At 70.4% G+C, this 17,560-nt stretch carries 12 protein-coding genes; 5 read left to right on the top strand and 7 right to left on the bottom strand.

From position 1 onward, the window contains the following. Window positions 1-55: 55 nt before the first annotated feature. The 3 genes from ABZX61_RS42610 to fbaA form a co-directional block, all read right to left on the bottom strand. Window positions 56-1,339 carry an adenylosuccinate synthase gene (locus ABZX61_RS42610; RefSeq protein ID WP_355202845.1) on the bottom strand — a complete coding sequence of 428 codons (1,284 nt, stop codon included), beginning with the start codon at window positions 1,337-1,339 and terminating at the stop codon, window positions 56-58. A gap of 107 nt (window positions 1,340-1,446) precedes the next feature. Continuing rightward, on the bottom strand, window positions 1,447-1,857 hold the full coding sequence (locus ABZX61_RS42605; RefSeq protein WP_350732618.1) for a DUF3151 domain-containing protein: 411 nt from the start codon (window positions 1,855-1,857) through the stop codon (window positions 1,447-1,449). 34 nt (window positions 1,858-1,891) lie between these two features. Continuing rightward, window positions 1,892-2,914, bottom strand: a complete 1,023-nt coding sequence (gene fbaA, locus ABZX61_RS42600) for a class II fructose-bisphosphate aldolase (RefSeq protein ID WP_350732619.1) — start codon at window positions 2,912-2,914, stop codon at window positions 1,892-1,894. Window positions 2,915-3,022: 108 nt separating this feature from the next. On the opposite strand from fbaA, the gene ABZX61_RS42595 reads away from it, so the two are divergent. Continuing rightward, a complete protein-coding gene (locus tag ABZX61_RS42595) occupies window positions 3,023-3,730 on the top strand; it encodes a DedA family protein (RefSeq protein WP_350732620.1) in 708 nt (235 codons plus the stop codon). A 62-nt stretch (window positions 3,731-3,792) separates the two neighbouring features. After that, window positions 3,793-4,203 (top strand): hypothetical protein, encoded by a 411-nt coding sequence (locus tag ABZX61_RS42590; RefSeq protein WP_355202841.1) that lies wholly within the window; start codon window positions 3,793-3,795, stop codon window positions 4,201-4,203. 64 nt (window positions 4,204-4,267) lie between these two features. On the opposite strand, the gene pyrE is transcribed toward ABZX61_RS42590, so the two are convergent. Continuing rightward, on the bottom strand, window positions 4,268-4,801 hold the full coding sequence (gene pyrE, locus ABZX61_RS42585) for an orotate phosphoribosyltransferase (protein WP_350732624.1): 534 nt from the start codon (window positions 4,799-4,801) through the stop codon (window positions 4,268-4,270). Between the two features lie 143 nt (window positions 4,802-4,944). Between pyrE and ABZX61_RS42580 the strand changes: the two genes are divergently transcribed. After that, window positions 4,945-7,305 carry a sigma-70 family RNA polymerase sigma factor gene (locus ABZX61_RS42580; RefSeq protein WP_355202839.1) on the top strand — a complete coding sequence of 787 codons (2,361 nt, stop codon included), beginning with the start codon at window positions 4,945-4,947 and terminating at the stop codon, window positions 7,303-7,305. 187 nt (window positions 7,306-7,492) lie between these two features. Then, window positions 7,493-8,689, top strand: coding sequence for an NYN domain-containing protein (locus tag ABZX61_RS42575; protein ID WP_355202836.1), 1,197 nt, complete (start codon window positions 7,493-7,495; stop codon window positions 8,687-8,689). Between the two features lie 520 nt (window positions 8,690-9,209). On the opposite strand, the gene ABZX61_RS42570 is transcribed toward ABZX61_RS42575, so the two are convergent. Together ABZX61_RS42570 and ABZX61_RS42565 are read right to left on the bottom strand one after the other, a co-directional pair. Continuing rightward, window positions 9,210-9,839: a response regulator gene (locus tag ABZX61_RS42570; protein ID WP_350732628.1), complete on the bottom strand. Its 630-nt coding sequence runs from the start codon at window positions 9,837-9,839 to the stop codon at window positions 9,210-9,212. A 3-nt stretch (window positions 9,840-9,842) separates the two neighbouring features. Beyond that, a complete protein-coding gene (locus ABZX61_RS42565) occupies window positions 9,843-14,024 on the bottom strand; it encodes a HAMP domain-containing protein (RefSeq protein WP_355202832.1) in 4,182 nt (1,393 codons plus the stop codon). 570 nt (window positions 14,025-14,594) lie between these two features. Here ABZX61_RS42565 and ABZX61_RS42560 point away from each other — a divergent pair. Beyond that, window positions 14,595-15,689, top strand: a complete 1,095-nt coding sequence (locus ABZX61_RS42560) for a GAF domain-containing SpoIIE family protein phosphatase (RefSeq protein ID WP_350732630.1) — start codon at window positions 14,595-14,597, stop codon at window positions 15,687-15,689. A gap of 98 nt (window positions 15,690-15,787) precedes the next feature. Here the strand turns inward: ABZX61_RS42560 and ABZX61_RS42555 are convergent, their stop codons facing one another. Then, complete coding sequence (locus ABZX61_RS42555; RefSeq protein WP_350732631.1) at window positions 15,788-17,560, bottom strand: prolyl oligopeptidase family serine peptidase; 1,773 nt, start codon at window positions 17,558-17,560, stop codon at window positions 15,788-15,790.

Below are 17,560 nucleotides of genomic sequence, written 5' to 3'. Positions count from 1 at the left end.
CACCTGGCCTCGCGGTGTGCCGGGGTCCGGTCTCGCCGGACCCCGGCGCCTGCTCTCAGACGAGCGAGCGCACCACCACGGTCTGGTCGCGGCCGGGGCCCACGCCGATGGCCGAGACCGGAGCGCCGCTCATCTCCTCCAGCGCCCGCACGTACGCCTGCGCGTTCGGCGGCAGATCGTCGAAGTCCTTCGCGCTCGTGATGTCCTCCTGCCACCCCGGCAGCTCTTCGTAGATCGGCACGGCGTGGTGGAAGTCCGTCTGCGTCATCGGGATCTCGTCGTGCCGCACCCCGTCCACGTCGTACGCCACGCACACCGGGATCCGCTCCAGCCCCGACAGCACGTCCAGCTTGGTGAGGAAGTAGTCGGTGATGCCGTTGATCCGGGTCGCGTAGCGGGCGATGACCGCGTCGAACCAGCCGCAGCGGCGGTTGCGGCCCGTGGTGACGCCGTACTCCCCGCCCGTCTGGCGCAGCCACTCGCCGACCTCGTCGGTGAGCTCGGTCGGGAAGGGGCCGGAGCCGACCCGGGTCGTGTACGCCTTGAGGATGCCGATGATCTTGGTGAGGCGGTTCGGCGGGATCCCGGCCCCGGCGCAGGCGCCCCCGGAGGTCGGCGAGGAGGACGTGACGAAGGGGTAGGTGCCGTGGTCGATGTCCAGCAGCGTGCCCTGACCGCCCTCCAGCAGCACGAACTTGCCCTCGTCCAGCGCCTTGGAGAGCACCAGCGAGGTGTCGGCGATGTGCGGCTTGAGGCGCTCGGCATAGGCGAGGTACTCGTCCAGGACCGCCGTGGGGTCGATGCCGCGGCGGTTGTAGACCTTGGTGAGCACCTGGTTCTTCTCGCCCAGGGCGACCTCGATCTTCTTGGCCAGGATGCCGGGGTCGAGCAGGTCCTGGACGCGCACACCCATGCGGGCGATCTTGTCGCCGTACGCAGGCCCGATGCCGCGGCCCGTGGTGCCGATCCTGGCCTTGCCGAGGTAGCGCTCGGTGACCTTGTCGAGGGCCTTGTGGTGCGGCATGATCAGGTGCGCGTTCGAGGAGATCAGCAGGCGCTCGGCGGAGATGCCGCGCGCGGCGAGCCCGTCGATCTCGCTCAGCAGCACGCCGGGGTCGATGACCACGCCGTTGCCGATCACCGGGACCACGTCGGGCGACAGGATTCCCGTCGGTAGAAGGTGCAGCGCGTATTTCTGGTCCCCGATGACCACGGTGTGTCCCGCGTTGTTGCCACCCTGATAGCGGACGACGTAGTCGACGTCGCCACCGAGCAGGTCGGTGGCCTTGCCCTTGCCCTCATCGCCCCACTGGGCGCCTACGAGAACGGCAGCCGGCATGGTTCAGTCTCCCGTGCACAAAACGAAAACCCCTGGCGCAAGCGCGACAGGGGCTCTTGCGTAGAGAGACTACCCGAACGTGCCTATTCGTCCCAAGACAACGAGGACTATCCCTTGGCGAGCGCCTCGTAGCCCGTCTCGGTGCTGTCCCTGAGGAACTGTACGCACCGCTCGGCCTCGTCCTTCTCGCCGATCGCCTGGGCGGCCCTGGACAGGGCGTACAGGCAGCGCAGGAAGCCCCGGTTGGGCTCGTGCTCCCAGGGGATGGGCCCGTGTCCCTTCCAGCCGCTGCGGCGGAGCGCGTCGAGCCCGCGGTGGTAGCCCGTGCGGGCGAAGGCGTAGGAAGTGACGGCGTGCCCCTGCGCGAAGTACTCTTCCGCGAGCGTTGCCCAGGCCGCCGGGTAGGCGGGGAAACGGGCGGCCACGTCCGCGGCCTTGGCTCCGGAGTCGAGCGCCTCCCTGGCCTCGGGCAGATCCGGCAGTTGAGTCGGGGGCGGCCCGGCGAGAAGGTTATCCATAGGACAAGTCATACCCGCCGGGCCATGAAACTGGCTAGGAGATCTTCGTCCCAGCGCTCTTGAGGTTCTCGCACGCCTCCACGACGCGCTTGGCCATGCCGGCCTCGGCGCTCTTGCCGTAGGAACGGGGGTCGTACATCTTCTTGTTGCCCACGTCGCCGTCCACCTTGAGCACGCCGTCGTAGTTGCGGAACATGTGGTCCGCGATCGGCCTGGTGAAGGCGTACTGGGTGTCGGTGTCGATGTTCATCTTGACGACGCCGTACGAGATCGCCTCGTGGATCTCCTCCAGCGACGAGCCGGAGCCGCCGTGGAAGACCAGGTCGAACGGCTTGTCCTTGCCGTACTTGGCCGCGACCGCCTCCTGGATGTCCTTCAGCACGCCCGGACGCAGCTTGACGTGGCCGGGCTTGTAGACGCCGTGGACGTTGCCGAACGTGGCGGCCAGCAGGTAGCGGCCCTTCTCGCCGATCCCGACGGCCTCGGCGGTGGCCAGCGCGTCCTCGGGGGTCGTGTAGAGCTTCTCGTTGATCTCCCCGACGACGCCGTCCTCCTCACCGCCGACGACGCCGATCTCCATCTCCATGATGATCCGTGCCCTGGCGGACTTCTCCAGGAGCTCCTTGGCGATCTCCAGGTTCTCCTCCAGCGGCACGGCGGAGCCGTCCCACATGTGGGACTGGAAGAGCGGGTCGAGGCCCTTGGCGACCCGTTCCAGGGAGATGTCGAGCAGCGGCCTCATGAAGCCGTCGAGCTTGTCCTTCGGGCAGTGGTCGGTGTGCAGCGCCACCGTCACGGGATATTTGGCGGCCACCACCCGCGCGTACTCGGCCAGCGCCGTGGCCCCCGTGACCATGTCCTTGACGGTCGCGCCGGACAGGAACTCGGCGCCGCCCGTGGAGACCTGGACGATGCCGTCGCTCTCGGCCTCGGCGAAGCCCCGCAGAGCGGCGTTCAGCGTCTGCGATGAGGTCACGTTGATCGCCGGGTAGGCGAATCCGCCGGCCTTCGCCCGGTCGAGCATCTCAGCGTAGACCTCTGGAGTCGCAATAGGCATGATTCATCTCCCTGAGAAGTAACGGCTTCGCGCAGGCCCAGTATCCCGACTCACTACCCCGTGTGGTAGACACAACGCGTTTGTCGCCTCTACAGGTAGGCTCTCGGCGTGGACTGGCTCTGGAATCTCCTCGACCCGACGTGGTGGCTGACCGTGTTGGGGGCTTTCGCGACGATCGGCGTTCTCGCCATCATCTTCGCCGAAACGGGCTTGCTGCTCGGGTTCTTCCTCCCCGGCGACTCGCTGCTGGTGGCCGCGGGGATTTTCAGCTCGGCCTCGGTGGCGCAGGGAATGGGCATCGAGCCGCTCTCCTTTCCCGTCCTCTTGATCGGCACGCCTCTGTGCGCCATTGCGGGCGCCCAACTCGGGCATTTCCTGGGGGCCAGGTTCGGCCGCAGGCTCTTCGAGAAACCTGATTCGCGCTTGTTCAAGAGGGAGCACGTCGTCAGGGCCGAGGAGTTCTTCCAGAAGTTCGGTCCGGCCAGGGCGGTGATTCTGGCCAGGTTCGTGCCGATCGTGCGCACGTTCATGAATCCCGTCGCGGGCGTGCTGGAGATGCCGGCCAAGCGGTTCTTCCTGTGGAACGTCGTCGGCGGCGTCGTCTGGGTCGAGGGCCTGCTCCTGCTCGGCCACTTCCTCGGCAGCAAGGTCGACCCCAAGCAGATCGACAAGTACATCCTGCCGGGCGTCTTCGTCATCGTGTTCATCTCGCTGATCCCGATCATCGTCGAGGTGATCAAGAAGCGCAGGGAGCACAAGAGCCTTCCTGAGCCCAACGGCAAACACCACCGCGTGCCGACCGACACCCAGTTCTGAGCCGAAAACCGGGGGTTACCCGGGGTACGCTGCCCCCTGTGGGACGCCACAGGTCAGATCCGATGGGCATCGCCCGTATGGCGCTCGCCGTCCTCGCCGCGGGCGCCGTGGTGACGCTGCTGGTCATCGGCGGCCGCGCGCTGTTCGGCTCGTTCGGCGCGACGCCGCCCGAACGCGAGCGCGCGTCGGCCGTCACGCCCGGCCCCGCCGCGGAGACCACCGCGCGGGTGCCGACCGTGCACATCGAGTGCCTGGCCGATGCCTGCCCCATCGTCACCGTACGCGTGCCGGGCGGCGACGTGCTGCAGTATCGCGAGATGAGCAGGGGCGAGGAGGTCAGCTACTACGAGCCGGAGCTCGACGTCGTGCTCAGCGACGCGGGCACCGTCCGCGTCACCGAGAACGGCAAGCCGCGCGAGCAGGGGAAGGCCGGCGCCCGGGAGGCGTTCACCGTCAAGTCGTCCGGCGGCTGAGGCCCGCGCCTGTGCCCCACGGCTGAGGCCCTGTGGTTGAGGCCCTTCAGAGCCCGAGGTCGCCTCAGAGCCCGAGGTCGCCGAGGGTGAAGACCGAGCGGTACTCCAGTCCCTCACCGGTGATGCGCTCCCGTGCGCCCCGGTCGACGATCGTGGCCACGGCCACCACCTCGGCCCCCGCCTCGCGCAGCGCCTCCACGGCCGTCAGCGGCGAGGAGCCCGTCGTGGAGGTGTCCTCGACGGCCAGCACGCGCCGTCCCTTCACCTCGGGCCCCTCGATCCGGCGCTGCATGCCGTGCTGCTTCTGCGCCTTGCGCACCACGAACGCGTCGAGCGTGCGCCCGCGCGCCGCCGCCGCGTGCAGCATCGCGCCCGCGACCGGGTCGGCCCCCAGCGTGAGCCCGCCCACCGCGTCGAACTCCAGGTCGGCCGTCAGGTCGAGCATCACCCGGCCGACGAGCGGCGCGGCCACGCCGTCGAGGGTGATGCGGCGCAGGTCGAGGTAGAAGTCGGCCTCCATGCCGGAGGAGAGGATGACCTTGCCGTGGACGACGGCCTTGCTCTTGATCTCGGCCAGCAGGTTGTCGCGATCCGTCATGCGCCCAAGCTTATGGCTCCGGCCGGAGGGCCCGTCGCGGCGCCCTCGAAACCTCTCGAAGGTAAAGGCGCGGGTGCGGTTTAGTCCCGACGGAGAGTGCGGAATGAATGCGCGAGGCAACCCCGTGTAATCGTGAGGTCACTATGGGTGGCGGAACTCCGCAAAGCGACGCAGAGCTTCTCCAGGCGGTCAGAGAGGGCAACGCCGCCGCCTACGGGCAGCTCTACGAGCGTCACGCCGCCGCCGCCCGGGCGCTGGCCAGGCAGCTCGTCCGGCGCTCCGAGGTCGAGGACGTGGTCGCGGAGTCGTTCACGAAGATCCTCGACCTGGTCGGCAGGGGCGGCGGGCCCGAGTCCGGCTTCCGCACCTATCTGCTGACGGTGGTGCGGCGCACGGTCTACGACCGCTCCAGGATCGAGAGCCGTCAGGTGGCCACGGGCGAGATCGAGGAGTACGACCCTGGGGTGCCGTTCGTCGATCCGGCGCTCGTGGAGCTGGAGAAGTCGCTGATCGCCAAGGCGTTCTTGTCGTTGCCCGAGCGGTGGCGGGCGGTGCTCTGGCACACCGAGGTCGAACGGTGCAAGCCGGCCCAGGTGGCGCCGCTGCTGGGCCTGTCGCCCAACGGCGTGGCGGCGCTCGCGTACCGGGCGAGGGAGGGGCTGCGGCAGGCGTACCTGCAGATGCACCTGGGCTCGCCGCCGAAGCACGACTGCCGGCCCGTCCTGGGCAAGATGGGCGCGTACGTCCGCGACGGGTTGACCAGGCGCGACGCCAAGGTGGTCGACGAGCATGTGGGCGCCTGCGAGGAGTGCAACGGGGTCCTGCTGGAGCTGACCGACGTCAACCGCGGGCTGCGCGTCATGGTCGGTCCGCTGGTCGCGGGGCCGATCTTCGGCGGGTACGCGACGACGCTGGCGAAGTCGGCCGCGGGCGGCGGCGCGGGCGGGCTGCTGCGGGCGTTCCGCCGGCTGTGGCGGGGGCCCAGGCAGCAGCTGGCCGCGATGGCCGGCAGCATGGCCGTCACCGTGGCCGTGGCGGCCGGGCTGCTGCTGGTCACCGACGAGAAGCCGATCGCGAGGCCCACCGCCGCCGTGCCGGTCGCGGGGCCGCCGCCGTTCGCCGGCGAGCCCATGCCGGTGCCGGTGCCCGTGCCGTTGCAGAGCGAGGAGCCCACGCGGGTGCGGCCGCCGGCCAGGAGCCCGGTCAAGAGCCCTGTCACGAGCGGGGAGCCGGGCAAGGCGCGGCTGCGTGCCACCGTCGAGGCGCTGGGCTCGCTCGTACGCGCCCGGCCCGGCATCGTCGGCCTGCGCCTGCGCAACTATGGCGAGGCGCCCAGCGAGGAGTTGACGGCGCTCGTGGACCTGCCCTCCGGCGTGACGCTCGTCCCGCCCGCGCGGCGCGACGACCGCGACACCGTGGGCACCGTGGACGGGTGGGCGTGCCGCCCCTCCGGGCGCGACGCGCGGTGCGCCAGGGCGCCGCTGGCGGCGGGGCAGGGCACGGCGCTGTTCCTGCGGGTACGGGTGGCGGCGGAGGCGCCGGAGGGCGCGGGCCCGGCCGTCCGGATCGACTCGGGCCCGCTGCACGTCACGGCGCAGGCGGAGGACGGCGTACGGACGACCGGGGCGCCCGCCAGGTTCGCCACCGACGGGAAGGTGGCCGTCAGGGCGATCGGCAACTCGCTGCTGACCTGCCCCGAGACGGCGGACGGCTGCGCGGAGGCCCGGAAGCGCCGGCGCGGCCAGCGCGACAACGACCTCTGGCCGATGACCGCGCTCGACCAGGACGGCAGCTCCGGCACCGGCGCGTCCAGCGGGGCCGCGCTGAGCCTGCCCAAGGGGAGCAAGGTCGTGTGGGCCGGCCTCTACTGGTCCGCGAGCGCGACGACGGCCGGGCCCATCAAGGTCAGACCGCCGGGGCGGCGCCAGTACACGCTGGTCAAACCCGACGACGTGGCGCTCCGCGAGCTGCCGTCAGGGGCCGTCTACCAGGCGTACGCCGACGTCAGCGAGCTGGTCTCCGCCTCCAACCGCAACGGCACGTGGTGGGCGGCCGACATGCCCATGGAAGAAGGGGTGTCCCGGCATGCCGGATGGAGCCTGGTGCTGATCGTCACGGATCCCGCGGAGCCGTACAGCCAGGCCATGGTGCTCGACGCGGCCACCGTGGTCGGCGGGTCGGCGGGACGGGTGCGCATCCCGCTCGGCGGGCTGAGCCCGGCCGCCTCGCCCGCCAGGGTCGAGCTGGTGACGTGGGAGGGCGACGCCGACCTCAAGGGTGACAAGGTCTCGCTCGGGTCCGGCGCGCTCGCCCCCGAGGGCGGCGATCGGGACTCGTCGAACGTCTTCGACGAGTCCTCGACCGGCGCGGCCGAGATGACGTTCGGCGTCGACGTCGACACGGTCGGGGCCGAACTCGGGGTGGATCCGGGGCTGACGATCGCGACGGACAAGGATGTCGTGCTGTTCGGGGTGGCCGCGTTGAGCGTCCGAGCGCGATCATGACTGTGAACGGGACAAACTGGTACGGTCTGCCTGAATGCTCCGGGGTGGCAGCGGGTCGATGCCGAATCGTCGGGATTAACCCTCGCGCGATCACCAGCTTTCATTACCCTGAGAGAGGGCCGCCGAGTCCGGTCTCTGACGGTGCAGAGCCAGCCAGGACGGACCACCAGGAAAGGGGCGGTGCTAAGTGGATCGCTGTGCGCTGTTCGTGGACGCCGGCTATCTGCTGGCCGATGGCGCGATGGCCGTGCACGGCACGCGTCATCGGGAAGCGGTTGCCTGGGACTACCCGGGGCTGCTCCAGCTGATGACCAGCCTGTCGCGCGAGCGCACCGGCCTGCCGCTGCTGAGGTGCTACTGGTACGAGGCGACGGTCGAAGGCCGTCGCACGCCGGAGCACGACGCGCTGGCCGACATACCGGGCCTCAAGCTCAGGCTGTCGCGCATCCGGCCGGGCCGGCGCGAAGGCGTCGACGCCCAGGTCCACCGCGACCTCATGACGCTCGCCCGCAACAACGCCATCTGCGACGCGGTGGTCGTGAGCGGGGACGAGGACCTGGCCCAGGTCGTGTGCGACGCGCAGGACCTCGGCATCAGGGTCAGCGTGATCCACATCGCGGCCGACGGCGGCTGGGCCGTGTCGCGGTCGCTGCGCCAGGAATGCGATGACCTGGTCGAGCTGGGCGCCGTCCACCTGCGCCCTTACGTCAGCCTCGTCGCGGGCATCGCGGAGTCGTCCAACGGGCACCAGCCGATCAGCAACGGGCAGGCCGCCCATTCGCTGCCGCCCGCCCAGCCGGCCCTGCCCCCGTCGCTGCCCCCGCTGCCGCCGTCCAGCGGCAGCCACGCCGCCGGCTCCTCCACGCCGTCCTCGTCCAACGGGTCCTCGTCCGGGCGCGGGCAGTCGTCCGCGCCGCCCGTGCTGCCGACGTACGCCAGCTACCAGCCCGAGCAGCCGCCGGTCACACCCGCGCCGCCGGCCGCTCCGGCGACCGGGCCCATCCAGTCGCAGTCGCCCAGCACCGGACAGTTCGCCAGCCCGTCGTCCAGCGGCACCTACCAGCCGGCCCAGCTGGGGCCGTACACGGGGCCGCAGCCCGCGCCCGTCACCCCGCCGTCCGCGGCCACCGCCGGCGCCACCACGCTGGCGGACGCGGTCAAGTCCGCCCACCGGGAGGGGCACGACTTCGGCGAGTCCGTGGCGCGCGACGCGCCCGCGCTGTGGCTGGAGGCGGTGCTGGCGCGCAAGCCGCGAATGCCTTCGGACCTGGAGGCGCGGTTGCTGCAGGGATCTTCCCTGCCGATCGACTTCCTGCTGCACGACGAGGTACGGCACGCGCTGAGACGCGGCTTCTGGGACGCCTTGGAACGCGCCCGTCACTGACTCACCCCCCAGCCGATCCCGCCCCGCCGGTCACTTCCCCACCTCATCGGCCGGCCCCGCCGCTATCGCCGAGTCGCCTCGTCGGTCCCGCCGTTATCGCCTTGTCACTTCGTTGGCCGGCCCCGTCGCTCCAGCCTTGTCGCCTCGTTCCCCACGCGACCCTCCGGCCAGGAGCTCCCCGGCCACCCCACCACTCACTACAGGAATCCCGATTACGGCGCTTCCCGTTACGCGCCTCTCCGGGACTTCTGGCCGAGCCCCTTCGCGGCCGCTCCCACCCACGACGCGGCGCTTGGGAGGCGGCGGTTGCGTGGTGGTGCCTGCGCTCGAGTTGCCGCACGTCGTCGGTGTGACGCGCCGACTGCCGTCGCGCCCGGCCGCCATGCCCCGGCCGTCGTGCCCGCCGCCGGTGTGACGCGCTGACCACCGTCGCGCCCACCGTCATGCCCCACCGGCGCACCCGGCCGTCATCCCCCAGCCTCCATGCCCCGCCGTCATGCCCGGCGGGGCGGGGGCGGGGTCAGGAGAGGGCGTCGAAGCCGGCGCGGAGGTGGTTGAGGCGGTCCGTGAGGTCGGACAGGGGGACGGTGAGGGCCGGGTCCTGGGCCTTGCGGGCCAGCTCCCGAACCCGGGCCAGCTCGTCCTCCACCGCCGTCAGCCGTCGCGACAGCTCGGGCAGCACCGAGGCGTGGTCGCCGACCCCCGGCGGGAGTTCGCCGCTCACGCGGTCGCGGAGCAGGGACGCCTGCTCGGCCAGCCGCTTGTTCATGTTGTACAGCTCCGTGAACACCGACACCTTCGCCCGCAGGACCCAGGGGTCGAACGGCTTGGTCAGGTAGTCGACCGCCCCGGCCGCGTAGCCGCGGAAGGCGTAGTCGGGCGCGCTGTCCACCACGGTCAGGAAGATGATCGGGATGTTCCTGGTCCGCTCCCGCCGCTTGATGTGGGCGGCCGTCTCGAAGCCGTCCATGCCGGGCATGCGCACGTCCAGCAGGATCAAGGCGAACTCGGTGTTGAGCAGCGCCTTGAGGGCCTCCTCGCCCGACCTGGCGCGCACCGGCACCAGGTCGAGGGAGCTGAGGATGGCTTCGAGGGCGATCAGGTTCTCCTCGCGATCGTCAACGAGGAGAATCTTGGCGCGATCTGGCATCGATCACGACCCTTCGGCTGAGGCTGACGAGTCGGACATGGACCCGCGCCCGCGGCTCAGCCAGCCGCGCAGGCGTTCGAGCAGGCGGTCCACGTCCACCGGCTTGGGGACGTAGTCGGACGCGCCGGAGGCGATGCTCTTCTCGCGATCGCCCCGCATGACCTTGGCGGTCAGCGCGATGATCGGCAGGTCGGCGAACTGAGGCATGCGCCGGATGGCGGAGGTGGTGGCCCAGCCGTCCATCTCCGGCATCATGATGTCCATCAGCACGAGCGCGACGTCCTCGTTTCGTTCGAGCTGCTCGATCCCCTCCCGACCGTTTTCAGCGTAGACGACCGTGGAACCGTGTCGTTCCAGGACGCTGGTCAGCGCGAAGACGTTACGGATGTCGTCGTCCACGATGAGGATCTTGGCGCCGCTGAGCGGGTCGTCGCCCTGCCACTGGGCCGGGGTCTCCACCGGCTCGACCAGTTCGTGCATCGGCAGGTCGAGCGGCAGCGGCGGCTCGGGCGCGACCGCGGCGGCCGACTCCTCCGCCGGAGCCGTCATCAGCTGGCGGCGGGCCACGCCGCCGTCGGTGGCGGCCAGCGGGCCGGTGTAGGAGGCCGGCAGGTAGAGCGTGAACGAGCTGCCCTTGCCCAGCTCGCTGTCCACGTGGATCTCGCCGCCGAGCAGCCTGGCGATGTCCCGGCAGATCGCGAGACCCAGGCCCGTGCCGCCGTACTTGCGGCTCGTCGTGCCGTCGGCCTGTCTGAACGCCTCGAAGATGACGTCCCGCTTGTCGGGCGCGATGCCGATGCCGGTGTCGATCACCTGGAAGGCGAGCAGGTCGTCGGCGCCGTGCAGGGTGTCGTCGTCGAAGTCGACCCCGGGCGGCGCCATCGAGACGCGCAGCTTCACCTCGCCCCGCGGCGTGAACTTCACCGCGTTGGAGAGCAGGTTGCGCAGCACCTGCTGCAGGCGCTGCTCGTCGGCGCGCAGCTCCTTCGGCACGTCGTTCTCGACGTCGACGCTGAACGACAGCCCCTTGTCCTGCGCCAGCGGCGTGAACGCCGCCTCCAGCAGGTCCACCATCTTCGGCAGAGACACCTGGATCGGGTGGATGTCCATCCGGCCCGCCTCGACCTTGGAAAGGTCGAGCATGTCGTTGATGAGCTGGAGCAGCGACGAGCCCGCGCTGTGGATCGTGCGGGCGAACTCCACCTGCTGCGAGGTCAGGTTGCCCTCGGCGTTCTCGGTCAGCAGCTTGGCCAGCACCAGCAGGCTGTTGAGCGGCGTGCGCAGCTCGTGGGACATGTTCGCGAGGAACTCGGACTTGTACCGCGAGGAGACCGCCAGCTGCTCGGCGCGCTCCTCCAGCGTGCGGCGGGCCTGCTCGATCTGGAAGTTCTGGATCTCGATCGCGCGGTTCTGCTTGGCCAGCAGCGCCGCCTTGTCCTCCAGCTCGGCGTTGGATCTGCGCAGCTCCTCCTGCTGGCGCTGCAGCTCGTCGGAGCGCTCCTGGAGCTCCCTGGTGAGCCGCTGCGACTCGGTGAGCAGGTCTTCGGTGCGGGAGTTGGCGATGATCGTGTTCATCGTGACACCGATGGTCTCGACGAGCTGGCGCAGGAAGTCGAGGTGCACCTCGCCGAACGGCGTGAACGAGGCCAGCTCGAGCACGCCGAGCACCCGGCTCTCGAACAGGATCGGCAGCACCACGATCTGCGCGGGCGTGGACTGGCTGAGCCCGCTGTCGATGGTGATGAACTGCGGCGGCACGTCGTCGAGCATGATGTGCCGGCCCTCGGCGGCCGCCTGGCCGACGATGCCCTCGCCGATCGCGAACCGCTGGCGCGGGCCCCGGTCGGGGCGCACGCCGTACCCGCCGATCAGTATCAGCTCGTGGTCGCCCTCGGGGTCGATGCCGTAGAAGGCGCCGTAGCGGGCCGAGACCAGCGGCGTCAGCTCGCTCATCGTCAGCTTGGCCACCTCGAGCAGGTCGCGGTGGCCCTGCATGAGCCTGGAGATGCGGGCCAGGTTGGACTTGAGCCAGTCCTGCTCCTGGTTGGCCTGGGTGGTCTCGCGGAGGTTGGCCACCATCGAGTTGATGTTGTCCTTCAGCTCCATCAGCTCGCCCTGCGCCTCGACGGCGATCGAGCGGGTCAGGTCGCCGCGGGCCACGGCGCTGGTGACGGTGGCGATGGCGCGCACCTGCGTGGTGAGGTTGCCGGCCAGCTCGTTGACGCTCTCCGTGAGCCGCTTCCACGTGCCCTCGACGCCCTCGACCCGGGCCTGGCCGCCCAGCTGCCCCTCGGAGCCCACCTCCCGGGCGACTCGGGTCACCTCGGAGGCGAACGACGACAGCTGGTCCACCATGCGGTTGATGGTGGTCTTCAGGGCCAGGATCTCGCCCTGGGCGTCCACGTCGATCTTGCGGGTGAGGTCGCCGTTGGCCACGGCCGTGGTGACCTCGGCGATGTTACGCACCTGGGAGGTCAGGTTGTTGGCCATGAAGTTGACGTTGTCGGTCAGGTCCTTCCAGACGCCCGAGACGCCGGTCACCCGGGCCTGGCCGCCCAGTTGGCCCTGCGTGCCCACCTCGCGCGCCACTCGGGTCACCTCGTCGGCGAAGGAGGACAGCTGGTCCACCATCGTGTTGAGGGTGTCCTTGAGCTGCAGGATCTCGCCCTGCGCGTCAACGGTGATCTTCTTCGACAGGTCACCCTGGGCCACCGCCGACGACACGGCCGCGATCTGGCGCACCTGGGAGGTCAGGTTGTTGGCCATGAAGTTGACGTTGTCGGTCAGGTCCTTCCAGACCCCGGACACGCCGCGCACCTGCGCCTGGCCGCCCAGCTGGCCCTCCGTGCCCACCTCCCGGGCGACTCGGGTCACCTCGGAGGCGAACGACGACAGCTGCTCGACCATCGTGTTCATGGTCGACTTGAGCTCGAGGATCTCGCCCTGGGCGTCCACGTCGATCTTGCGGGTGAGGTCGCCGTTGGCCACGGCCGTGGTCACCTGGGCGATGTTGCGCACCTGGTACGTCAGGTTGTTGGCCATCGAGTTGACGTTGTCCGTCAGGTCCTTCCAGACCCCGGACACGCCCTTCACCTCGGCCCGGCCGCCCAGCTTGCCCTCGGTGCCCACCTCGCGCGCCACTCGGGTGACCTCGTCGGCGAAGGAGGACAGCTGGTCCACCATCGTGTTGAGGGTGTCCTTGAGCTGCAGGATCTCGCCCTGCGCATCAACGGTGATCTTCTTCGACAGGTTGCCCTGGGCCACCGCCGTCGCCACGGTCGCGATGCTGCGCACCTGGGAGGTCAGGTTGTTGGCCATGAAGTTGACGTTGTCGGTGAGGTCCTTCCAGACGCCCGAGACGCCGGTCACCTGGGCCTGGCCGCCGAGCTGGCCCTCGGTGCCCACCTCGCGGGCGACTCGGGTGACCTCCTCGGCGAAGCCGGAGAGCTGGTCGACCATCGTGTTGACGGTGTTCTTCAGCTCGAACATCTCGCCCACGGCGTCGACCGTCACCTTGCGGCTCAGGTCGCCCTTGGCCACCGCGGTGGTCACGACCGCGATGTCGCGCACCTGCGCGGCCACGCGGGACGACATCGTGTTGACGGCCTCGGTGAGGTCGCGCCAGCTTCCCGACATGCCACGCAGGTTGGCGCTGCCGCCCAGCCGGCCCTCGGTGCCGGCCTCGCGCGCCACCCTGGTCACCTCGCTGTTGAACAGCGCGAGCTGGTCGACCATGCCGTTGATGGCCTTGCCGAGGCGCCGCACCTCGCCCCTGGCGGACCGGTCGAGGTCGATCCGGCGCGACAGGTCGCCCTTGGCGACCGCGTCGATCACGTCGGCCGCGCCGCTCACGGGGCTCACCAGGGCGTCGATCAGCTGGTTGACCGACTCGACGCTCTCCGCCCACGCGCCGACGCCCGGCCCGGGCGTCAGCCGTTCGCCGAACCGCCCTTCCTTGACGACCTCTTTGCGAACGCGCACCAGCTCGTTCGCCAGGTGTTCGCGGCGGTCGGCCACTTCGTTGAGCAGCAGCCGGACCTCGCTGAGGATCCCGGGAGGCGCGTGGGGGACACGACGCCGGAAATCACCATCACGCCAAGAGAAAAGGGTCTCAAGGATGGGAATGAGATCCGACTCGGTGTAGGTCCTCTCCTCCGGGGTTGGCGCGGCCTTGGCCGTGGTCATGGGGCCTCCTTCACTCGCGGCGGGCTCCGGCGAGTGATACAAGTCTGTCACGATGAGTAGCTCTGAGTCCTGCCCTTGGATTTACCCCAAGTCAGCTGTAAGTGTGGTAGGCACGGTGGGATGACTGCTTCTCCCCATGCCGTGCTCGCTGCGACCTTCGCGCCGGGCGAGACCGCTGTGACGGCTGCGATGAGGTTCACGCGCGAGGTGATGACCGCGTGGGCCACCGGCGGCGTGCTCCATACCGCCGAACAAGTCGCGGGAGATTTGGCCGAACAGGTCGCTGACGAGCCGTTTGAGGTGATCTGGAAGCATCTCGGGGATGCCGTACAGGTCGAACTGAGGCAGCGAAGCCTCTCACAGGGTGATCCGAAAGCTCCTTCCGCGAACGTCGAAGAGTGGGGCGTCACCTTCACGGGCGATTCCCGTGTCCATTGGGCTAGGCTCACGCTACCTGGCTCCCCGGACCGGGTTGCCGCCGAATGGCTTGAGGAGAGCGCCCGAGGCCCGCACTGGCTCGGGTTTCTCGCTGATGCGAGTGACCTGCTCGCGGGCACGCTCGACCCCGACATGGTACCTGCCCTCGTCGCCCAGGTCGTAGTCCCGCGATTGTCCAGCTGGTGCGCCGTCTACACCTCCGACAACTCCGTCGGGCCGATGCGGCTGGTCTACCTCTGGCACGCCGACGAGGCCAGGATCGACGGGCTGCGCGAGCAGCTCGCCGATATAGACGTGTCCGCCGCCGACACCAGGGTCACCTCGACCGTCCACCTGGCCGACTCGCAGGTGCTCGCGGTGCCGCTCACGGCGCGCGGGCGGGGGCTCGGCATGATGTGCCTGGGCCGGCCCGACCGCTTCCCCGACGACGTCATCCAGTTCGCCGAGGACATCGGCAGGCGTGCCGCGCTGGCCATGGACAACGCCCGGCTCTACGCACAGCAGGCCGCCGCCAACCGGGCGCTCCAGCGCAGCCTGCTGCCGCCCAACGAGCCCGAGGTCCCCGGGCTCGACTATGGCGTCATCTACGAGCCCGCCGGCGAGACCAACGAGGTGGGCGGCGACTTCTACGACCTGTTCAAGGCGGGCGACGACTCGTGGCGGTTCGCGATCGGCGACGTGTGCGGCACGGGCCCCGAGGCCGCCGCCGTGACCGGGCTCGCCCGCCACACGCTGCGGCTGCTGGCCCGCGAGGGGTACGGCGTGGCGGCCGTGCTCGGGCGGCTCAACCAGGCGATCCTGGAGGAGGGCGAGCGCGCCAGGTTCCTCACGCTGCTGCACGGCGACATCACGCCCGTGGCGACCGGGCTGGAGGTGCGCCTGGTGTCGGCCGGGCACCCCGAGGCGCTGCGGCTCAAGCCGAGCGGCAAGGTGGAGGCCGTGACCACGCCGCAGTCGCTGCTGGGGGTCTTCCACGAGGTCATGTTCGAGGCCGACACCGTGCATCTTGAGCACGGCGACGTGCTGCTGGCGGTGACCGACGGGGTGACGGAGCGGCGCTCGAGCGGACGGCTGCTCGACGACGACGGCGGGCTGGCCAAGCTGCTGGCCGAATGCGCCGGGCTGTCGGCCAGGGCGGTGGCCGAGCGCATCCGCAGGGGCGCGGCAGAGTTCGCCTCCGAGCCGAGCCAGGACGACCTGGCCATCGTGGTGCTGCGCGCCCGCTAACACGCTCAACAACGCCTCCCTGTGACAGCGTCGGCACATGCTGTCACCGGGAGAGTCTGACGGTCAAGTCGATCAGTCGGGAAACTTCTTACAGTGTGTCAAATGCCGCTGTGATCCACGTGCTTCCTGGCGAATTCGAGCTGGAGGGCGGTCTGCGCGATCCGCTCCGCCACCACGAGCGAGCCGCCGATGGCGTCGTACATGTAGACCTCGTGCTCGCGCCCGTGCTCGGCCAGCTTGGCCACGTACTTCTCGATCTGGCGCAGCGGGCAGCGCGTGTCGTTCTCGCCCGCGAGGATCAGCAGCGGGCTCTTGACCTGGTCGACGTAGGTGATGGGGGAGCTGGCCGCGTACTGCTCCGGCTGCTCGTCGGGTGAGCCGCCGAGCAGCGCGCGGTGGTAGGCGCGCAGGCTCTCCGCCTCGTCCTCGTACGAGGTCTGGTGGCAGGCGATCGGCACCGCCGCGATGCCGGCCGCCCACAGCTCCGGCTGGGTGCCGAGGCCGAGCAGCGTGAGATAGCCGCCCCAGGCCGCGCCGGCCAGCACGATCCGGTTCGGGTCGGCGATGCCGCGATCGACCACGACCTGGCGTACGGCGGCCACGTCGGCCAGCTCGATGTGCCCGACGTCGCCGTGCAGCGCGTCGCGCCAGGCGGAGCCGTAGCCGGTCGAGCCCCGGTAGTTGACCCGCACCACCGCGAACCCCGCGTCCACCCAGGCTGCGACCTCCGGCGAGAACGCGTCGCGATCGTGCGCCGTCGGGCCGCCGTGCAGCAGGAAGACGGCCGGGTACGGGGCGACGCCCGTCTCGGGTTTGGAGACCAGCGCGTGGATGCGGCCGCCCTCGCCGTCGACGTCGATGTCCTCGACGGGGACGCTCGGCGGGGCGGGCGGGCCGCCGGGATTGACCACGACCTGGCCGCTGCTGGAGCGGATGACCGGCGGGCGCGAGGCACTGGACCAGGAGTACTCGACGTGGCCGCCGGGCCGGGGGGACGCCTCCTCGATCACGCCGTGCGGGGTGTCGATGAGCGTCAGGCCGCCGCCCGCGAGGTCGTAGCGGTGCAGGTACGTGCGGGCGCGGTGGTCGCGCAGGATGAGCAGGCCGCGGCCGTCGTCGTACCACTCGGCGTTCAGGTCGCCGGGGTCCCTCAGCCAGATCTCGCGCTGCTCGCCGCTCACCGGGTCCCAGACCAGGGGCTCGTGGCGCTGGCGGCGCTCGTGCAGGGCCAGCAGGCGGCGGTCGCCGACGACGGGGGCGAAGTGCAGGCCGGTGACGCCCTTGGTGGGCCCGTCGTACAGCTCGGCCACCGTCTCGCCGCTCGGGCGGACGACGCGGAGTGCGGGGTGGCGGAAGTCGCCGTACTCGCCGTGGTTGATCGCGATGAGCGAGCCGTCGAGGGACATGTCGGCCACCCAGGCGGCCTCGCTGTGCTCGTACAGGAGACTCGCCGGGCCGCCGACGCGTACGACATGGATCCTGAACGTGCCCTCGCTGGCCATGCTGATCGCCGCGACGCCCGTCGTGGACAGGGCGAGGCCGCCGGGCTGGCCCGGCGGCAGGTCGGGGGCGACCGGCTCGTTGGGGCCGCCGGCGAACGGCTGGCGCCACCACACGCCGAACTCGTCGCCGGCGGTGTCGGCGAACCAGTAGATCCACTGGCCGGTGGGGTCGATGGCGGCGTACGCGGTGCCCTTCGGGCGGTCGGTGACCTGGCGGACGGCGCCGCTCACGCGGTCCCAGGCGTAGACCTCCCAGGTGCCGGTGGCGTTGGAGCGGTAGATGGAGCGGTTGGGGGCCTGGCGTGCCCAGGACGGCAGCGTCATGCGCGACGCGCGGAACCTGGCCTGCCAGCGTTCCTCCGCCTTCAT

Source organism: Nonomuraea sp. NPDC003709, from assembly GCF_040610775.1.
Classification (GTDB): domain Bacteria; phylum Actinomycetota; class Actinomycetes; order Streptosporangiales; family Streptosporangiaceae; genus Nonomuraea; species Nonomuraea angiospora_A.
This window is presented reverse-complemented; position numbering and strand designations above follow the sequence as displayed.